The organism is Rhodococcus sp. KRD162 (assembly GCF_017168335.1).
Lineage (GTDB): Bacteria > Actinomycetota > Actinomycetes > Mycobacteriales > Mycobacteriaceae > Rhodococcoides.
In genome coordinates, this window is sequence record NZ_JABFAU010000016.1 from 215,185 (window position 1) to 233,013 (window position 17,829).

Here is a 17,829-nt window from a genome sequence, read left to right on the forward strand (position 1 = left end):
TCGATGCTCGACGCCGAAAGCGCACGCCGCAGTAATGAGACTTAGGTCACAGTGCGACCGCATCTCATTTCTGACAGGTATGGGAAAAAAGTGTCATCGATGCTAATGTCTGGCACATGCCCTCGCCCAAGGCTGCTCGTCGAGAGCCCACGTTCATTCAAAACGCTCGGCGCGCGCAACTGATCGAATGTGCCGTCGACGTGATCGCGGATGCTGGGGTGGAGAAAGCCTCGTTCGTCCGCATCGCCGAACGCGCCGGAGTCAGCCGCGGTGTTGTCTCGTATCACTTCGGAAGCCGTGAAGAACTGCTCGATGGTGTCGTTGGGTCGGTCTACGCGCTCGGGGACGAGTATGTCGGTCCCCTCGTCGGTGCGGCCGGTTCGAGTCGAGATGCCCTGCTGGAGTTCATCAGCGGCAGCGTCGCGTTCTATGCTGCCTACCCTCGGCACATGAAGGCGCTGTCGGCCATCTTCGCTGCGGTGAGTGCACGCACCGACCGATCCGAGCACGGAGCCGAGTTACTCGAAGTCGATACCCTCCTCGCGGAAGGTCAGCGCAATGGAGAGTTCCGATCTTTCGACACTCGAATCATGACGATGACAATTCGTGCCGCCCTCGACGCAGCAGTATGGCGAGTGGGCTCAGGCGACGATTCGACAGCGCTCGCGGACGAGCTTCGCCGAATTTTCGACGCTGCAACACGATTGGATCCTCCATGAGGAAGCTGTCGTTGGCTCTCGCTGCACTGCTGCTGACGGTCGCCGGATGCGCGTCGCCCTCGGACGAGACCGGAAACGGGCCGGTCGACGTGGCCACCACCACGGCCACCCTGCACGGTCTGGCCACCGAGAACAGTCGTCAGTTTCTCGGGATCAGGTACGCCGAGCCACCTGTTGGTGATCTGAGATGGGCACCCCCGCAACCTCTTCTGATGTCGAGTGCGGATGCGGACGCGACCGAGACCGGTCCAGCATGTCCACAGAGTTCGGCGCAGTCGGGTGCACCGTCGACGAACGAGGACTGTCTGTTCTTGAATGTGATCGCACCACTGCACACAACGAATGCTCCACTCCCGGTGATGGTGTGGTGGCACGGCGGAGGATTCACCACCGGTTCCGGAGCGGACTACGACGCCGAGCGCATGGCATCGGAGGGCAACGTCATCGTGGTCACCGTGAACTACCGACTGGGCATGCTGGGTTATCTCGGACTGCCCGGTGTGGACGGTGCCGGGAACTTCGGCTTCGCCGATCAGATTCAATCCCTACGGTGGGTGAACGACAACGCGGCGGCGTTCGGAGGAGACCCCGACAATGTGACGGTGTTCGGGGAGTCCGCGGGTGGAATGGCTACGTGCGCTCTTCTGACTTCGCCTGCGGCACAGGGGCTGGTGGACAAGGCCGCGATCATGTCGGGATCGTGTGCGTTGGACTTTCCCGCCGGCTCGATATTCCCGGGTGTACCCGAGCAGCGCCCGTACGTGTCACTGGCCGAGAACGAGTCGGTGGGAAGCGATGTCGCGCAGCAGTTGGGCTGTACCGGAAGCGGCGTCGTGGACTGTCTGCGCGCACTACCCGTGGACGCTCTGGTGGCGAAGGGGGAGTACTTCTCCGACGTCCTCGCGTACGGGACCGACCTTCTCCCCGAGGACCCGAGGCAGGCCGTCGAAAATGGCGCAGCACTGCCGGTTCCGGTGTTCTCCGGTGGGAATCGAGCGGAACAGAATTCGTTCGTCGGAGGTGCGTTGTTGGCGGACCCCTCCGCTGTGACGGCGCAGTCGTACCCAACCCTTCTGGCCGACGCGTTCGGGGGCAATGCGGGCCGCGTAGCCGATCTGTATCCGCTGCAGGGCTTTCCGTCTGCCGCCGTCGCCTGGGCGTCGGCGACCACCGACGCCGGATGGTCCTGCCCCACCTATCGGAACAATCGCGCGCTCGCGGCGCAGGCACCGGTGTACTCGTACGAATTCGCCGATACCGGGACCACGGACGTGAGCGGTGTCGGCGCGTCCGGTGTGCCGCAGGACGCTGCTCATGCAACCGATATTCCGTACTTCTTCGACCTTGCCGGTCACGATGTGCTGAAGACTCCGGCGCAGCACGATCTCGCCCGAACGATGATCGCGTACCTCACCTCGTTCGCGCATACGGGAACACCCGAGGCCGGCGGTGCGCCCGAGTGGCCCCGCACCACCGTCACCGACACACCCGTGCTGCAGTTCGTCTCGGGCGACATCTCGGTGATCGACGCCGATGCAGAGCATCACTGCGACTTCTGGAACGCACTCACTCGCTGAGTGGCGCGTCCCGGTGTTCTGCCCCTCGGCAAACGCGCGCGCATTCGCCAGACGCGCGCGAAGTAGCCCCATCGCAGAGCACAAATCCGAACGCGGATGACGAACGCGCGCGCGTTTGCGAGTGAAGACCGGGGAGTGAAGACCGGGAGTGAAGACCGGGGAGTGGATACCGGCGAATGAAGACCGAGGAGTGAAGACCGGCGAGTGAAGACCGGCGAGTGAAGACCGGCAAGTGGACATCGGGGAGGGTGCCGGACCATCGTGACCCCCGTCACGAATCGTCCTCGTCGGGCTTCGGAAAGAAATCGAAAAATTTTTTGACGAAAGCGCATGCGCAAGCGCTTGTATGCGCCTTAAGCTCCTGCAATCGAGCGACGCGACCGCGTGGCCGGGGACAAGGGAGTCCACATGTTCAATCACCGTCGGAAGTCCGCGTTGACGATCGGGACCGCGCTCATGGCCGGGTCGCTCGTACTCGGCCTGACCGCCTGCAGCAGCTCTGACTCGGACAGCGTCAAGGTCGGTCTCATCACCAAGACGGACTCGAATCCGTACTTCGTGAAGTTGCGTGAAGCAGCGCAGGCCCAGGCCGACGCCAGCGGAGCCCAGCTGGTGGCCCTGGCCGGTGCCTTCGACGGTGACAACGAGGGCCAGGTTTCGGCTATCGAGAACATGGTGGGACAGGGCGTGAAGGGAATTCTGATCACTCCGAACTCCTCGACCGGTGTGCTGGACGCGATCAAGAAGGCCCGTGACGCCGGCGTCGTCGTCATCGCCCTCGATACCGCGACCGACCCCGAGGACGCGGTCGACGCCACGTTCGCCACCGACAACAAGGCCGCAGGCGTGAGCCAGGGCGAATGGGTCAAGGGCACCCTGGGGTCCACCGTGCCGCAGGTCATCATGCTCGACGGCACCGCAGGTGGCACGGTCGACACCTTCCGGCACGACGGCTTCCTGCAGGGCATGGGCCTGACGAACAACTCGCCGGAGATCGTCGGTCAGGAGAACACCAACGGCGATCAGACCAAGGCGCAGACCGCCATGGAGAACCTGCTGCAGAGAGCCCCGGGCGTCAACGCGCTCTACACCATCAACGAGCCCGCAGCGGCCGGCGCTTACCAGGCGATCCAGTCGGCAGGCCGCGCAGATCAGATCGTCATCGGCTCGATCGACGGCAGCTGCACCGGTGTGGCGAACGTCAAGTCCGGGATCATCGGTGCGACGGTGATGCAGTTCCCGGCGAAGATGGCCCAGGACGGCGTCGACGCCGTTGTGAAGTTCGCCCAGGACGGCACCAAGCCCAGCGGCTTCAACGACACCGGCTCGCAGCTCATCACCGACAAGCCGGTCGCAGGCCTCGATTCGCAGGACACCGCATGGGGCGAAGAGAATTGCTGGGGCTGATCTCGGGTCACCGGATCACCGTCGAGCACGAGGACTGATCCGTGAGTACCGATACCGCCTCCGCTGCCGAGTCCACCACTGCGAGTCGGTTCAGCGTAGGAACGATCCTGCGTGAACCGCTGCTCGGGCCGATGGCCGCTCTCGTCATCGCGATCATCGTCTTCAGTTCGATTTCGAGCTCGTTCCTCAACCCGCAGAACGTTTCTCTGATTCTGCAGCAGTCCGTGGTGGTCGGCATCCTGGCCGTCGGCCAGACTCTGATCATCCTCACCTCGGGTATCGATCTGTCTATCGGTGCCGTCGCTGTGATGGGCACCATCGTGATGGCGCAGTCGGCCGGTGCGAACGGGCCGGTCGTCGCATTGGGTTCGACGCTCGCCGTATGTGTCGCCTTCGGTGCGATCAACGGCGGGTTGGTGACGGTACTGAGATTGCCGCCGTTCATCGTCACGTTGGGCACCTTCACGGCCATTCAAGCGGCGACCAGGCTGCTCGCAGGCTCGGAGACCTATCAGGTACCGAGCGGACCGTTGACGCTGCTCGGCAACTCGTTCAAGATCGGTAGCTTCTCCACCACCTACGGCGTGGTGGTGATGCTGCTGGTGTATGCCGTCATGTGGTACGCGCTGTCCCAAACATCCTGGGGCAGGCATATTTACGCAGTGGGTGGCAGCCCGCAGGCCTCGGATCGCTCCGGTATCAAGTCCGGTCGAGTGCTGTTCTCGGTCTACATCGTCACCGGCGTGATCGCTGCGATCGCCGCCTGGGCGGCACTCGGGCGAATCCCCAACGCCGACCCGAATGCCTATCAGAACGCCAATCTCGAGACGATCACGGCGGTGGTCATCGGCGGCACCAGCCTCTTCGGCGGCCGCGGCAGTGTCATCGGAACGCTCGTCGGAACCCTGATCGTCGGCGTGCTGCGCAACGGTCTCACCCAGGCGGGCGTCGACAGTCTCTACCAGAACATCGCGACGGGAATTCTGGTCATCGTCGCGGTGGCCGTCGATCAATTCGCGCGCAGGAGGTCACAGTGAGTGCAACCCCGGTTTTGGAAGCGCGTGGTCTGGTCAAGAGATACGGCAGCGTGACGGCCATCAACGGTGCCGACTTCGAGTTGCGAGCCGGCGAGGTGCTGGCGGTCATCGGCGACAACGGGGCCGGAAAGTCCAGTCTCATCAAGGCTTTGGCCGGGGCTGTCATTCCCGACTCGGGCCGGATCCTGATGAACGGATCACCGGTGTCGTTCAAGAACACGCGCGACGCCCGGGTGGCGGGGATCGAAACGGTCTATCAGGACCTGGCTGTCATTCCCGCGCTCGACATCGCGTCGAACGTCTATCTCGGTCGTGAGATCAAGCGCAAGGGCATCAGCGGGAGCGTGTTTCGCCGATTGGACATGCCGAGGATGCGGCACGAGTCCTCGAAGCATCTGCAGGATCTGAAGATCGGCATCAAGTCGGTCAACCAGGCGGTCGAGACGTTGTCCGGAGGACAGCGGCAGGGCGTCGCGGTGGCCCGTGCGGCGGCATTCGGCCGCGGCGTGATCATCATGGACGAGCCGACTGCTGCACTGGGCGTGCGGGAATCGGGAATGGTGATCGATCTGATCCGTACGATCCGCGACCGCGGCATTCCGGTGGTTCTCATCAGCCACGACATGCCGCACGTGTTCGAGGTGGCCGACCGGATCCATATCCATCGACTCGGCAAGCGCGCGGGCGTGGTGAATCCGAAGAACCGCACCATGTCCGAGGTCGTAGCACTGATGACCGGCGCGGAGGAGCCGACCGACGATGAACGCGCCGGTCGCTGAGTCGGCACGTCCGGTCGGGGTCTTCGTCGGGCTGGCCACGCTCGATGTCATCCATCGAGTGTCCGCTGCCCCGACGTCGAACCAGAAGATCACCTCGCGCATGCAGTTCGTCGCGGCGGGAGGGCCAGCTGCCAACGCGGCGGTCACTTTCGCCGCGTTGGGCGGCACTGCCGTGCTCGTCACTGCGCTCGGAGACGACCCGGTGGCGGCGCTGGTGAAGGCGGACCTGGCCGCGTTCGGGGTGCAGGTGATCGACGCGGCCGAGGGCACCGACAGATCGGTGCCGGTCTCGGCGGTGACGGTGATCGAATCGACCGGCGACCGGTCGGTCGTATCGGCCGATGCCGTCACGTCCGACGCCGCCCCGCCCGTGCAGCTCGAGGATTCGATAGCCGGTGCCGATGTCGTTCTCGTCGACGGGCACCACCCCCTGATCGCCTGCGCCGCCGCGGAACATGCGGCGGCGCGGGTTACCACAATGGTCGTCGACGCCGGTCGGTGGAAGCCGGTGATGGGAGAGCTGATCCCGTTGGCCACGGACATGGTGTGCTCGGCGGACTTTCGGGTGCCCGGGGCAGCAGACACGGACGCCACCGCTGCGGCCCTCGTAGGCTCTGGTGTGCACACGGTCGTCACCACTCACGGCGGCGACCCCGTGCGATGGTGGTCGGAAGAGGTATCGGGCTCGGTGGACGTCGAGCCGGTGACGGTGGTCGATACCGTAGGTGCCGGTGACGCCTTCCACGGCGCGTATGCCTACTATTCGACGCAGGGGTGCACTGTGCCCGAGCGGATCCACAGGTCGGCTCATGTTGCGGCCCTGCGCTGCTCGGTGGTCGGACCGCGAACCTGGCTTCGCGCACTTTCCACCAACGGACCCGAAGGCGGCAATGGTGAGTATTGACCAGGACGTACAGGAAGCCACCCTCGGTGAGCTCGTGGAGCTGGCCGGGCAGCTGGCCGTCGCCGGTGAACGGCACATACTCGGCCTGACCGGTGCTCCGGGAGCCGGAAAGTCGACGGTGGCGCAACAACTGGTCGATGCCCTCGGTCCGGAGCGGGCGGTATTGGTCCCGATGGACGGCTTCCACCTCGCGAACGAGGTGCTGATCGATCTGGGTCGGCTCGATCGAAAAGGCGCGCACGACACCTTCGACGATGGAGGGTACGCGCGGCTGATCGCGGCGATCCACGGCCAGCGACCCGGTGATCCCGATGTGTATGCACCGAGATTTCGGCGGGAGATCGAGGAATCGATCGGTTCGTCCATCCCGGTGTCGTCGACCGTGCCGCTCGTGGTCACCGAGGGCAACTATCTGCTGATGGAATCGAACGCGTGGCCTGCCGCCAGAGATTTGATCGACGAGGTGTGGTTTCTCGCCCCGCACAACGAGGTTCGGCACCAGCGCTTGGTCGCCAGGCACGAGGCGTACGGAAAGTCGCACGCGGAAGCCGAATTCTGGGCGTTGGGCTCGGACGAACGCAATGCAGAACTCATCGGGTCGACGGCACGGCGCGCAGAGCGAATCCTGCGCCTGACATGACCGTCGCCGATACCCGAGCACGGCGGGGGCATTGACGTGGCGACGATGGACGATGTGGCCCGCCTCGCCGGGGTGTCGGTGTCGACGGTGTCCCACGTGCTCAACGGGACGCGAAAGGTCAATCCCTCGACCCGGCAACGTGTCGATGCCGCCATCGTCGAGATCGGCTATCGGCGCAACGTCGTGGCTCGGTCTCTTGCCGCCGGTAGGACGCACACCGTGGGCCTTTCGATCGCGGCGCTGACCAACCCGTATTTCGGCAGTCTGGTCCATGCCGTGGAGCAGCGATTGTCGGAGGCCGGCTACGTGTTGATTCTCGGCGACTCGCACGACGAGCCGAGTTCGGAGCGGCGTGTGGTCGATTCGCTGCTGGACCGTCAGGTCGACGGCATGATTCTGGCACCCGCAGCCGGCTCTCAGGAGTCGACCATTCCGGAGATCATGCACAGTGGAACGCCGCTCGTGCTGATCGACCGCATGCTCGATCTTGCGTGTGATCAAGTGGGGCCCGAGAACGACGTGTCCGCATACCGACTGACGAATCACCTGCTCGACGCCGGGCACAGGCGCATTGCGATCGTCCGAGGAATCGAGGGAATCTCGTCGACCACAGAGCGCTTTGCCGGCTACTCCCGGGCCCTGGACGAGCGGGGAATCGCACTCGATCCTGACCTGGTTCTGGACGGCCGGTCCAATGTCGAGGTGGCCGAGTCTCGGGTGCGGGAGCTGATGTCGAACTCGGATCGTCCGTCGGCTCTGGTGTCGATGAACAACTCGATGACCATCGGATCCCTCAAAGCTCTTCGCGGCCTTGGCTTGTCGATTCCCATCGACCTCGCCTTCGTATGCTACGACGATTTCGAGTGGTCGGCGCTGTTCGAGCCGCGACTGACGGCGGCTGCGCAGGACGTGCAGACGATCGGCAGAACTGCGGTGGACCTGCTTCTCGGCCGAATCGAGGGGAGGCAGGACGCTCCTCGATCGATTCGAGTCCCGACCACCTTCACCCACGGAAATTCCTGTGGCTGCACCGCTACCTCGGCCGACTGACCGGCCGCAACCGAAAGATAGGACAGCTTATGCCGATCGCCAGTCCGGAGCAGTACGCGGCCATGCTGGACCGCGCCAAGGAAGGCGGGTTCGCGTATCCGTCGATCAATGTCACCGGCTCGCAGACTCTCAACGCCGCGCTGCAGGGCTTCGCCGAGGCGGAGAGCGACGGCATCATCCAGGTATCGGTCGGTACCGCCCTGTATCTCTCCGGCAATGCGGTACAGAATCGTTTCGCCGGTTCGAAGGCGCTCGCTCAGTATGCGCACGAAGTGGCGCAACACTATTCGATCAACGTTGCGCTGCATACGGATCATTGCCCCGCAGAGAATCTGGACGACTGGGTGCGGCCACTGTTGGCCGACGCCATCGAACGTCGTCGTCGTGGGTTGCCGCCGCTGTATCAATCACACATGTGGGACGGCTCGGCCGTACCGCTCGACGAGAACCTACGTGCTGCACGCGAGTTGCTGGACCTGTCGGTGGAGGCCGACACGATCCTCGAAATCGAGGTGGGAGTGATCGGCGGCGAGGAGGACGGTGTCTCACACGAGATCAACGAACAGCTCTACTCGACGGTCGACGATGCACGTGCGACCGTCGCGGCTCTCGGCACGGGGGAGCGTGGTCGGTACATGACCGCGCTGACCTTCGGCAACGTCCACGGCGTGTACAACCCCGATTCGGTGCACCTGCGGCCCGAGATCCTCGCCGAGATCCAGTCCGTCGTCGGCAACGAGACCGGCAGGGACAAGCCGTTCGATCTGGTGTTCCACGGCGGATCGGGATCGAGTGCCGAGGACATCGCTTCCGCGGTTGCCAGCGGCGTGATCAAGATGAACATCGACACCGACACTCAGTACGCGTTCACCCGATCCATCGCAGGACACATGCTGAGCAAGTACGACCAAGTCCTCAAGGTCGACGGTGACTACGGAAACAAGAAGGCCTACGACCCTCGATCCTGGGGCAAGCCCGCCGAGACGGCCATGGCGGCCCGGGTTGTCCAAGCGTCGCAGATGCTCGGCTCGGTAGGGCGCTCGATGCACTGAAAAAAATCTCGAGCGAGCATGTAGAAATCGGCGGTCCGGCTTCGTCCCAGGGGCGAATGCAGCAACAATGGCTGCATCCGACCTCAGGAGAGATCATGGCGAAGTACCTCATGCTCAAGCATTACCGCGGCGCGCCCGAGCCGGCGGACTGGATCCCGATGGACCGCTGGACCCCAGCCGAGGTGCACGATCACATCCAATTCATGCGGGATTTCGCCGCGGAGCTCGAGAAGACCGGTGAATTCGTCGACGCGCAGGGCCTGGCTCCCGAGGGAACGTGGGTTCGCTCGGACGGGGCAGGAAAGCCGCCGGTGACCGATGGTCCGTTCGCGGAGACCAAAGACCTCATCGCAGGCTGGATGGTCATCGACGTCGAAACCTACGATCGAGCGCTGGAGCTGTCCGGGCAGTTGTCGGCGGCACCTGGCGCAGGTGGAAGGCCGATCAACGAGTGGCTCGAGTTGCGCCCCTTCATGGAGGCTCCCGACACGATCGAAGATTGACGGTCGTCGTGGACCCTCGAGTGCTTCGAGAATCGACGCCTGCTGTGATCGGCGTTCTCGTCCATCGCGGAGCAGACTTCGCGGCGGCCGAGGACGCCGTGCAGGAGGCGCTGGTCCAGGCCACATCCACGTGGTCCGAGGGTGCGCCGACGGACCCCAAGGGCTGGCTGGTGACCGTCGCCTGGCGGAAATTTCTCGATGCTCGACGCTCGGAGCAGGCGCGTCGAGACCGTGAGGATCGGCTTGCGGCGCAGCCGGGCCCGGGCAGCGTGGGTGGCGTCGACGACACGCTGCAGTTGTTCTTTCTCTGTGCGCATCCCAGCCTCGGCCCTGCGGCCGCAGTGGCGCTGACTTTGCGGGCCGTCGGGGGACTGACGACGCGGCAGATCGCGCAGGCGTATCTGGTGCCGGATAAGACCATGGCGCAGCGCATCAGCAGGGCCAAGAACACGGTGCGCAACGTGCGTTTCGACGCTCCTGGCGATCTCGCAACCGTGCGGCGGGTCCTGTATCTGGTGTTCAACGAGGGATATTCCGGTGATATCGACCTCGCGGCCGAGGCAATTCGGCTGACCCGGCAGTTGGCGACGCTATCCGAGGACGAGGAAACGGCTGGACTGCTGGCCCTGATGCTGCTCCATCACGCGCGACGCAGCGCGAGAACCGGCCCCGACGGTCAGTTGATTCCGTTGGCAGAGCAGGACCGAGGCCGTTGGGACACCACTCTGATTGCGGAGGGAGTTCGGATACTGCAGGCGGCGCTCGCCCGAGATCGGCTGGGTGAGTTTCAAGCGCAGGCCGCCATCGCTGCGTTGCATGCCGACGCGACGCGAGTGGAGGAGACCGACTGGGTGCAGATCGTCGAGTGGTACGACGAGTTGTCGGCCCTCACCGACAGTCCGGTCGTGCGACTCAACCGCGCCGTCGCCGTCGGGGAAGTCGACGGTCCTGCCGCAGGGCTCGCGGCGCTCGCCGAGGTCGATTCTGCAGTCCCGCGCCACACGGCCGCGGCCGCCCACATGCATTTCAGGGCGGGGGATCTGCGGCGCGCCGCAGACTTGTACGCGGCCGCAGCTGAGCAGGCATCGTCGATAGCCGAGCGACATCATCTGGCGCTGCAGGCGGCGCGGATTCGAGCTGCACGGAGCTGAGGACGGAGGGCATCGATCGATGCGTCACCAGGCCGCGGCACCGGAGTGTGCATCGGTCCCGTCGTGGGTACCCGTGGCTCGAACCAGTGAAAGGAGCGCCGGAACATGGCCGAACAAGAACTGCACAAGGGTGACAAGGTCGAATGGAAGACGCACGGAACCACGACCGAGGGCACGGTGGTGGAGAAGATCACCTCCGAGACCGAGGCTGCGGGTAGAACCGTGAAGGCCTCGAAGGACGACCCGCAGTACCGAGTCGAGAGCGACAAGTCCGGCAAGGATGCCGTGCACACACCGGAGGCGCTCGACAAGACCGATTGACCGCCCCTCAGGCCTGAGGCACCGAACGTTCTGCGCCCCAACTTCGTTCGATGTAGCCCCGGATCCTCTCGATGTCCTCGGCAGGAATCCGCTCCGGTCGGCCGTTCTCGAGTGGGTCGGTGTGGAAGATGTAGAGCCGAGACGCGAACTGGTCGAACGGCAGCGAACCTTCGCCCGCGCGTTCGCCGTTGCCCGCCGTTCCCACCACGACGCCGTCGCCCCAGTCCTGTCCGCTGTCGTTGTTCGGGTTGAAGAAATAGACCCGCATGACGCCCTCGGGATCGGCGGCCACCCGCAGGATCGTGATGGCATGCCACCCCACATAGCGTGCAGCACTGTCGGTTACGGCCACGCCCGCGGGCTGAGGATGGATCAGTGGCTGGTGTCCGTTGTATTCCGGGTGATACGACGCGTAGAACTGCCGCAAGAACGCGTCCAGGTCCACCAGGTTGCCGGTGGTCACGTCGACGTCGATGTGGAATTCGCGTGCCGACCACCACCCGTGGAATTCCGGGTTGACCCAGCGGTGCGGGTCGCCGGGACGGTCTGCGCAGCGCCGGACCATCTCGGCGTAGATGCGATCGAGGTGCGGAACGAGTAACAGCGACGCAGGATCGAGGTCCACCGGATCGGAAGTGGCCACGCCGCTTGCACTGTCGGTCGAGGAGATCGACTGCCCCTCGAAGTGCATGACGATCTCCTCGTCACGCGCGGCCCACACCACCATCTGCAGGAGGTAGTCGGGATCGTTGTAGGCCCACATCGACAGTGCGCGCGCGGACTGGCATGTCGGATTGTCGCCCTGCCCGATGCCGAGCGGTTGGCCGAGCATGGACAACAGCCCGCCGAGCAGGCGTGACTGCGGTGCAGGAACCGGACCGAAGGTGGTGGTCAGTTTTTCCTGCACGGCCGGGGCGAGGGTCAGTGAAATCTGTCGCCACAGTGAGGGCACGATCGGCGGCTGGTGCAGGATGCCGCGGTCGAGTAGCAGAGCCAGCCCGTAGAGGCACTGAGCGGTCTCGGGGTAGACCGTTTCCTCGATGAGGCGGTGGACCAGTTCCGGGTAGCGCGTGAGGCAGGTGCGGCCGGTGTCGGACAGGCCCAGTGCCTCGGGCAGCACGTAGGAGTAGTGATCGACGAGGTACTGGGTCAACGTGGCGTGATACGGCGAGACCAACCCGGTGTCGTGCATCGCCCGCGCGAACCCGCGCGCCTCGTATTGCAGTGCCTCGACGTCCATCACCTCGAGCCGAGACCGATACACCTCGACGCCCGGATCCTCGCGGCAGGCGTCGGTGGTGCCGAACAATGCGGTGATCAACCGGTCCAGACCTTGTCCGGATGTCCCGAGGTCGACGGTGGGGTCATCGCGGTAGATCGCGATGCGGGTGACCATGGCCTTGATGGTGTCGACCTGAATCGGGCGTTGACGCAGGATTCGCCAGATCTCCTCGACCAACTCGTCGAGAACACTGTCGTAGCCGATCTGCCCGGCCACGTACCCGAAGAGCTCACGGATCAGATGCGCGGTGCGGCCCAAGCGAACTCGCTCCGACTCCGACGGCGGCGTGAACAGTACGTCGAGATTCACCGCAAGAACCTGAGACAGGAACCGACGGGCATCCTCGGCGGTGACCGCGGGATGCTGGTACTCGCCGGCGACGATTGCCACCATTCGCAGTTCGCTGGTCGCCTCGAGCACGAAGGTGTCGTCGTTGCCGCTGCGCAGACTCGGGCCGACGAACCCCGGGACGAGAATGTCGGGCTGGGCCCAATCGGTGCCCGCGAACAATCCGGCGGATTCGAGCGTCTCGGCGCGTTCGCGAATGGCATCACACCCGCCGGGCTGCAACAACACTCGATGCAAGCCGTCGAGCACGCGTCGCACCTTGGTGCTCTTGCTGAATTCGGGTGCGTCGGCCAAGGCGTGAATCGCATGGTCGAGTTGCGCCAGCCGCGACGCCAGAGCCCGGTCCACTGCGGTGGTGGCGTTGGTCGGCGCGGGATCATCCATCGTCTGCGACGGCGGGTCGGTGTCGTTCCCGAGTTGTTGCCTCACACGTAGAAGTCCAGTTCTTCCTGATGTTTGAGCAGGTCACGCATGACATAGGCGTCGTCGCCGAAGAAGTAGAGCAGTCCCCAGTGGGTGCCGAACGCTGTTCTCTTGGTGACGGTTTCCTCGACGGGTGCCGACAGATCGTTGGTTTCGTAGTAGTCGTGCCCGGTCGTCTCCTCCGGAATTTCCAAGTGGCTGACGACGCGTCGTCGTGGATAGACGCCGAAACATCCGGCCACACCGGTGGCATCGACAACCTCGCGCGGGAAGAAGGCGTCGATCTCTTCCTCGGTGGTTTTCGGGTCGAACGCCAACGCCAGACCCTGATATGCGTTGAAGCCGTAGGCTCGCTCGAGAAGCTCGAAGACCTTGAAACCCGGTGGGCGGTATGCCACTTCACCGAAGTACATCTCGCCGTCACTGGTGACGAAGTACTCGGGGTGGATGAAGCCGAACTCGATGTCGAAGGCCTTGATCAGCTTCTCGATCTGCACCGTGATCTGCTCGCGGTACCGCTCGAGTTCCGGAGTCGCGGGAACGAATACCGAGTAACCGAGAGTGACGTACTCCGAGATGTTGAGGAACTTGATCTTGCCGTTGTGAATCCATGCCTCGACGGCGAATTCCCAGCCGTCGAGATGCGATTCCATCAGCACCGGAAATTCCTCGTCCGGGATCGAGTCGACCTCGTCCGGCGTGCGGATGATGCGGTGACCCAAGCAACCGGCTTTGTCGAAGGCCTTGAGGTGAATGGGGTCGTTCGGATCTCCGTCGAGTTTGAGCAGGGTCTGATTGACGCGGCGGAGGAATCGGATGACGTCCTCGCGGTCATGGGCTTCTTCGAAGATGCCCACGCGGATACCGCCCAGTTGGGCGCGACGCTTCATCAGCGCCTTGTCGCGCAGTAGCATCGCTTGACCGAACAGCCGGGGGTTGTCGAGAAGTACCGAGTTGATGGCACCGGCCCACTCGACCGTCTCCTCGTAGAGCGGAATCGCAACATCGACACCCTTGTCCTGCAGGGTCTCGGCGATCTCGAGCGAGCGGTCGTTGAGTCGCTCGAAGTTCCACGGGATGTAGGGGATGTCGTGCTCGCTGCAGTACGCCTCCGCCCACTCGGGAGCGACGACGACGTAGCGCCGATCGAACTTGTCCAGTGCTTCCACTGCGGCCAGACTCCAGCCCAGCAGGGCCACGAAACCTTTGTTCGGGTCTTTCTCCAGCCTGGTTGGCTGAGCCATGAAGTTCCTTCCCCTAGATGATTCATCGGTCGAGGTCCTTCGATCCACCGTACAGCGGCAGCATCTGCCACTGGGCACCGTATGCATGTCCGATGCTCGTGAACGCCCCGCCCGCGGGTGTCCACCACGGCATTCGAACGACAGATTCACCTCGATCGGGGACGATCGTGAACACCAACAGGTGCGGTGCGCGCCCACGAGCGAGGAGGAGGTCGGTATGGCGGTCGACAAAACCGGTGCCCAGGCCGAGGTTGCCCAGCAAGCAGATCGTTTCACGGTGTCGGTCGACGGCACGCGGGTCGGCTTCGCCGAATTCGCCGACGACGAGCAGGCGCGACGGATCTTCTTTCACACCGAGGTCGATGCGGCGTACGGGGGTCGCGGCTTGGCGAAGATCCTCGTACAGCACGCACTCGATGCCACTCGCGCCGACACCAGGCGGGTCGTTCCGATCTGCGAAATGGTCGCCAATTTCGTGGTCGAGCATCCGGAGTACGACGACATCGTCGAGCAACCCACCGACGAGATCAGACAGTGGCTGGCCGACAGGCGGGGCTGAACGCGGGAATACCGTCGGACCTCGCGTGGTTGGCTCGAATACACTAGTTGCGTAGTCAACTACATTGCCGAAAGGTTGCAGCCATGCCCGCAGTGACAGTCGACAACATCCTCACTCTGCGTCGAGTTCCCGTGCTCGACCCCACGTCGACCCCAAGGCCCGTCAAGTCCGTCACGACAGCACCGACGGGGTACGAGGGCGAGGGTTTTCCGGTCCGCCGAGCGTTCGCCGGTCTGGACCTGGCCTCCCTCGATCCCTTCATCCACATGGATCAGATGGGCGAGGTGAACTATGCCCCCGGCGAGCCCAAGGGCACGCCGTGGCATCCGCATCGCGGATTCGAGACGGTGACGTACATGATCGACGGCATCATGGAGCACAAGGATTCTCACGGTGGCGGCGGCATCATCAGCGGTGGTGACACCCAGTGGATGACGGCGGGCGGAGGCATTCTGCACATCGAGGCCCCACCGGAGCATCTGGTGCTCTCGGGTGGGCTGTTCCACGGTGTCCAACTCTGGGTCAATCTGCCGCGGGAGAACAAGATGGCGCACCCGCGCTACCAGGACATCACCGGCAGCAAGGTCACCCTCGCATCGAGTCCGGACGGTGGTGCGCTGGTGCGCATCATCGCCGGTGAGATCGCGGGCATGGCGGGGCCTGGCTCGACGTACACCCCGATTGCGCTCTCGCACAGCACGATCGCACCGGGTGCAGCACTGTCACTGCCGTGGAATCGCGATTTCAATGCATTGGTCTATGTTCTCGCAGGCGAGGGCACAGTGGGGGCGGAGAAGCGTCCGATCAGGATGGGGCAGACAGTGTTGTTCGGCCGTGGCGACACGATCGAGATGTCTGCCTCGGCTGTGGGGGACTCGCTGGAGGTGTTCGTCCTGGGCGGCAAGCCGATCCGCGAACCCGTCGCCATGGCAGGCCCGTTCGTGATGAACACCAAATCAGAAGTGCTGCAAGCATTCGAGGACTATCAGGCCGGACGGCTCGGCGTTCCCGTCGAATGATCGGTGCTGCCGTGGAACGTCCGTTCCGAGCTCCGGCGCCGTACCTGCGCTGATGGATGGTCGCGGCGCGAATTCGTGGAAATGCGTGGACCTTTCGTGCGATTCTCGGTGGGTTGGCCACCGCTGCGGTCGCTGCTCTGATCGTGTTGGCCACGGTGTCTCCGGGGCACTAGCGGCGGAACTCTGCGTACAGCTCCGGTAGGAAGCCTGCGAGGTGGTTCATCTCCTGTCCGCAGTGCAGCATCAGATCTCGGGCGAGATCGAGACCGAGTACGAGGTCGGTCGGATCCACCGACGCTCCCCGGCGGACGGCGCACGCCGCCTGCTTCACGTCCGGAACGTGCAACCCGCGCAGGTTCAGGTAGAAGCGGCTGCGCATCTCGGCACCGCCGTCTACCGGCCGCACCTGATGGGCCAGCCAACCCAGGTCCACCGGTGCGATGGAGCTTCCCACTCGGCCGAAGACGATCGTCTGATCCGAGGGAACGTCGAAGCCGTGCGCGATCGGATCACGAAAACCGATGCCCAGTTGCTGCAGTTTCGGCCCGACGTACTCGTCCACGAACGTCGTGTTGCCGACGTACTTGGCCTTGTCGGGTATGTCGAGCGCCGTCCGATCCTCCGCGAGAGCGGCGTACAGGTGGGCATCGGGATGCCACAGCTTGTAGCGACCGGCTTCGGTGGAATGCCATCCGAACCACCAGTCCCACATCGCTGCTGTCACCCGAGGCATCACGGTTCGTACCGCCACGAACGTCACACCGTCGGCTCTCTGCCCGTATCCGGTCTCGACCCTGGAGTATCCGGTGGGGGCGAGATCGGTTGTGATCGAGTCGAATCCGGGTACCGCATCGGGTGAGAGCGGTGGCCCCGAGTACGTATCGGTCACCACGGTAGGTGCCGGAGCTGTTCGCACTGCCATGTAATGGGCATACGGCCGATGTCGGTCGGTGTCTCGATAGCCCTGGTAGCGCTCACCGCATTCGTCTGCAGACCCCACCGCCGGTGCCGCGGCCGCCCTCGAAGCAGTCCCGAGGACGGTGACGGTCATCGCTGCTGCGGCACCCACGACGACCTGGCGTCGTGTCGGTCTCCGGTTCATGTACGACCTAATCTCAACATTTGTTGAGATTAGGTCGCGTACTCGGGCCATGTCAACGCCCTGTCAGTAGACTGCCCGGTATGACTCATGCCTCTGCCAAGGACGACGAGTCCGGCGTGCGTCGGCGCGAAGAGATTGCCACGGCCGCGATCGAGGTGCTGGCCACCAAGGGCTTTCGTGGCCTGACTCACCGAGCAGTGGATGCTGCTGCGGGACTCGGTCCGGGATCGGTGAATTATCACGCGCCCACCAGAAGTCGATTGTTGCATCTGGCGTTGGGGCAACTGTTCATCCGCGATTTCGAGGTTGCCGGAGCCACGTTCGGGAGTCTGGTCGACGTCAAACCTCTCACCGTCGATGTCGTGGTGACCCGAATCGCCGACTTCATCGATGCGATGACGACCGGTGTCGCCGCGAAACGGGTCATCGCTCGCCACATCATGCTCGGGGAGGCGCAACACGATCGTGGGGTCCGCGAGTTGTTCGACACTCAGCGAGCGTCGTTCGTCACCTTCGCCGAATGGGTCGTGGCCTCCCTCGAGTCCCAGGACCCGCAGTCGGAGGCCGAAACACTGGTGATCATGATCGAGGGACTGATTCAGCGGCAAGTGCTGATCGGTTCGCCTCTGCCTCGGTCTCTCGTGGAGCAGATGCTGCGTTCGATCGTGGGCCCCTCACCGCTGATAGCAGATCGACCCCGCTGACAGCAGAT

Annotated in this window: 18 protein-coding genes; 15 read left to right on the forward strand and 3 right to left on the reverse strand. The window is 64.1% G+C overall.

The window, feature by feature from the left end:
• Positions 1–116 precede the first annotated feature (116 nt).
• From J1M87_RS23185 to J1M87_RS23240, 12 genes are all read left to right on the forward strand, one after another.
• Positions 117–719, forward strand: a complete 603-nt coding sequence (locus J1M87_RS23185; protein WP_206492148.1) for a TetR/AcrR family transcriptional regulator — start codon at positions 117–119, stop codon at positions 717–719.
• Positions 716–2,296: a carboxylesterase/lipase family protein gene (locus tag J1M87_RS23190; protein WP_206492149.1), complete on the forward strand. Its 1,581-nt coding sequence runs from the start codon at positions 716–718 to the stop codon at positions 2,294–2,296. Before J1M87_RS23185 ends, J1M87_RS23190 begins: the two co-directional genes overlap by 4 nt.
• Positions 2,297–2,704: 408 nt before the next feature.
• Positions 2,705–3,703: a substrate-binding domain-containing protein gene (locus tag J1M87_RS23195; protein ID WP_206492150.1), complete on the forward strand. Its 999-nt coding sequence runs from the start codon at positions 2,705–2,707 to the stop codon at positions 3,701–3,703.
• Positions 3,704–3,744: 41 nt separating this feature from the next.
• Positions 3,745–4,740 carry an ABC transporter permease gene (locus J1M87_RS23200; protein WP_206492151.1) on the forward strand — a complete coding sequence of 332 codons (996 nt, stop codon included), beginning with the start codon at positions 3,745–3,747 and terminating at the stop codon, positions 4,738–4,740.
• Complete coding sequence (locus J1M87_RS23205; RefSeq protein ID WP_206492152.1) at positions 4,737–5,519, forward strand: ATP-binding cassette domain-containing protein; 783 nt, start codon at positions 4,737–4,739, stop codon at positions 5,517–5,519. The genes J1M87_RS23200 and J1M87_RS23205 overlap by 4 nt, the downstream gene beginning before the upstream one ends.
• Entirely contained in the window at positions 5,500–6,423 is a 924-nt protein-coding gene (locus J1M87_RS23210) for a PfkB family carbohydrate kinase (protein WP_206492153.1), read from the forward strand. Before J1M87_RS23205 ends, J1M87_RS23210 begins: the two co-directional genes overlap by 20 nt.
• Positions 6,410–7,063 (forward strand): nucleoside/nucleotide kinase family protein, encoded by a 654-nt coding sequence (locus J1M87_RS23215; RefSeq protein WP_206492154.1) that lies wholly within the window; start codon positions 6,410–6,412, stop codon positions 7,061–7,063. Before J1M87_RS23210 ends, J1M87_RS23215 begins: the two co-directional genes overlap by 14 nt.
• A gap of 45 nt (positions 7,064–7,108) precedes the next feature.
• Entirely contained in the window at positions 7,109–8,113 is a 1,005-nt protein-coding gene (locus tag J1M87_RS23220) for a LacI family DNA-binding transcriptional regulator (protein WP_241257372.1), read from the forward strand.
• Positions 8,114–8,142: 29 nt separating this feature from the next.
• Positions 8,143–9,165 (forward strand): class II fructose-bisphosphate aldolase, encoded by a 1,023-nt coding sequence (gene fbaA, locus J1M87_RS23225; RefSeq protein ID WP_206492156.1) that lies wholly within the window; start codon positions 8,143–8,145, stop codon positions 9,163–9,165.
• 95 nt (positions 9,166–9,260) lie between these two features.
• Entirely contained in the window at positions 9,261–9,668 is a 408-nt protein-coding gene (locus J1M87_RS23230) for a YciI family protein (RefSeq protein WP_206492157.1), read from the forward strand.
• A gap of 8 nt (positions 9,669–9,676) precedes the next feature.
• On the forward strand, positions 9,677–10,819 hold the full coding sequence (locus J1M87_RS23235) for an RNA polymerase sigma factor (RefSeq protein WP_206492252.1): 1,143 nt from the start codon (positions 9,677–9,679) through the stop codon (positions 10,817–10,819).
• A 105-nt stretch (positions 10,820–10,924) separates the two neighbouring features.
• Positions 10,925–11,140, forward strand: coding sequence for a DUF2945 domain-containing protein (locus J1M87_RS23240; RefSeq protein ID WP_206492158.1), 216 nt, complete (start codon positions 10,925–10,927; stop codon positions 11,138–11,140).
• Positions 11,141–11,147: 7 nt separating this feature from the next.
• Here the strand turns inward: J1M87_RS23240 and J1M87_RS23245 are convergent, their stop codons facing one another.
• Together J1M87_RS23245 and J1M87_RS23250 are read right to left on the reverse strand one after the other, a co-directional pair.
• Entirely contained in the window at positions 11,148–13,154 is a 2,007-nt protein-coding gene (locus J1M87_RS23245) for a hypothetical protein (RefSeq protein WP_206492253.1), read from the reverse strand.
• Between the two features lie 41 nt (positions 13,155–13,195).
• Positions 13,196–14,437 (reverse strand): acetyl-CoA carboxylase biotin carboxylase subunit family protein, encoded by a 1,242-nt coding sequence (locus tag J1M87_RS23250; protein WP_206492159.1) that lies wholly within the window; start codon positions 14,435–14,437, stop codon positions 13,196–13,198.
• A 217-nt stretch (positions 14,438–14,654) separates the two neighbouring features.
• Here J1M87_RS23250 and J1M87_RS23255 point away from each other — a divergent pair, with 217 nt between their 5' ends.
• Positions 14,655–14,996, forward strand: a complete 342-nt coding sequence (locus tag J1M87_RS23255) for a GNAT family N-acetyltransferase (protein ID WP_206492160.1) — start codon at positions 14,655–14,657, stop codon at positions 14,994–14,996.
• An 83-nt stretch (positions 14,997–15,079) separates the two neighbouring features.
• The gene (locus J1M87_RS23260; RefSeq protein ID WP_206492161.1) at positions 15,080–16,015 is read left to right on the forward strand and encodes a pirin family protein; all 936 of its coding nucleotides are present in this window, start codon (positions 15,080–15,082) and stop codon (positions 16,013–16,015) included.
• Between the two features lie 169 nt (positions 16,016–16,184).
• Here J1M87_RS23260 and J1M87_RS23265 read toward each other — a convergent pair whose 3' ends face one another.
• Entirely contained in the window at positions 16,185–17,117 is a 933-nt protein-coding gene (locus J1M87_RS23265; RefSeq protein WP_241257374.1) for a DAPG hydrolase family protein, read from the reverse strand.
• A gap of 80 nt (positions 17,118–17,197) precedes the next feature.
• Between J1M87_RS23265 and J1M87_RS23270 the strand changes: the two genes are divergently transcribed.
• Positions 17,198–17,821, forward strand: a complete 624-nt coding sequence (locus J1M87_RS23270) for a TetR/AcrR family transcriptional regulator (protein WP_206492162.1) — start codon at positions 17,198–17,200, stop codon at positions 17,819–17,821.
• The last annotated feature ends 8 nt before the right edge of the window (positions 17,822–17,829 follow it).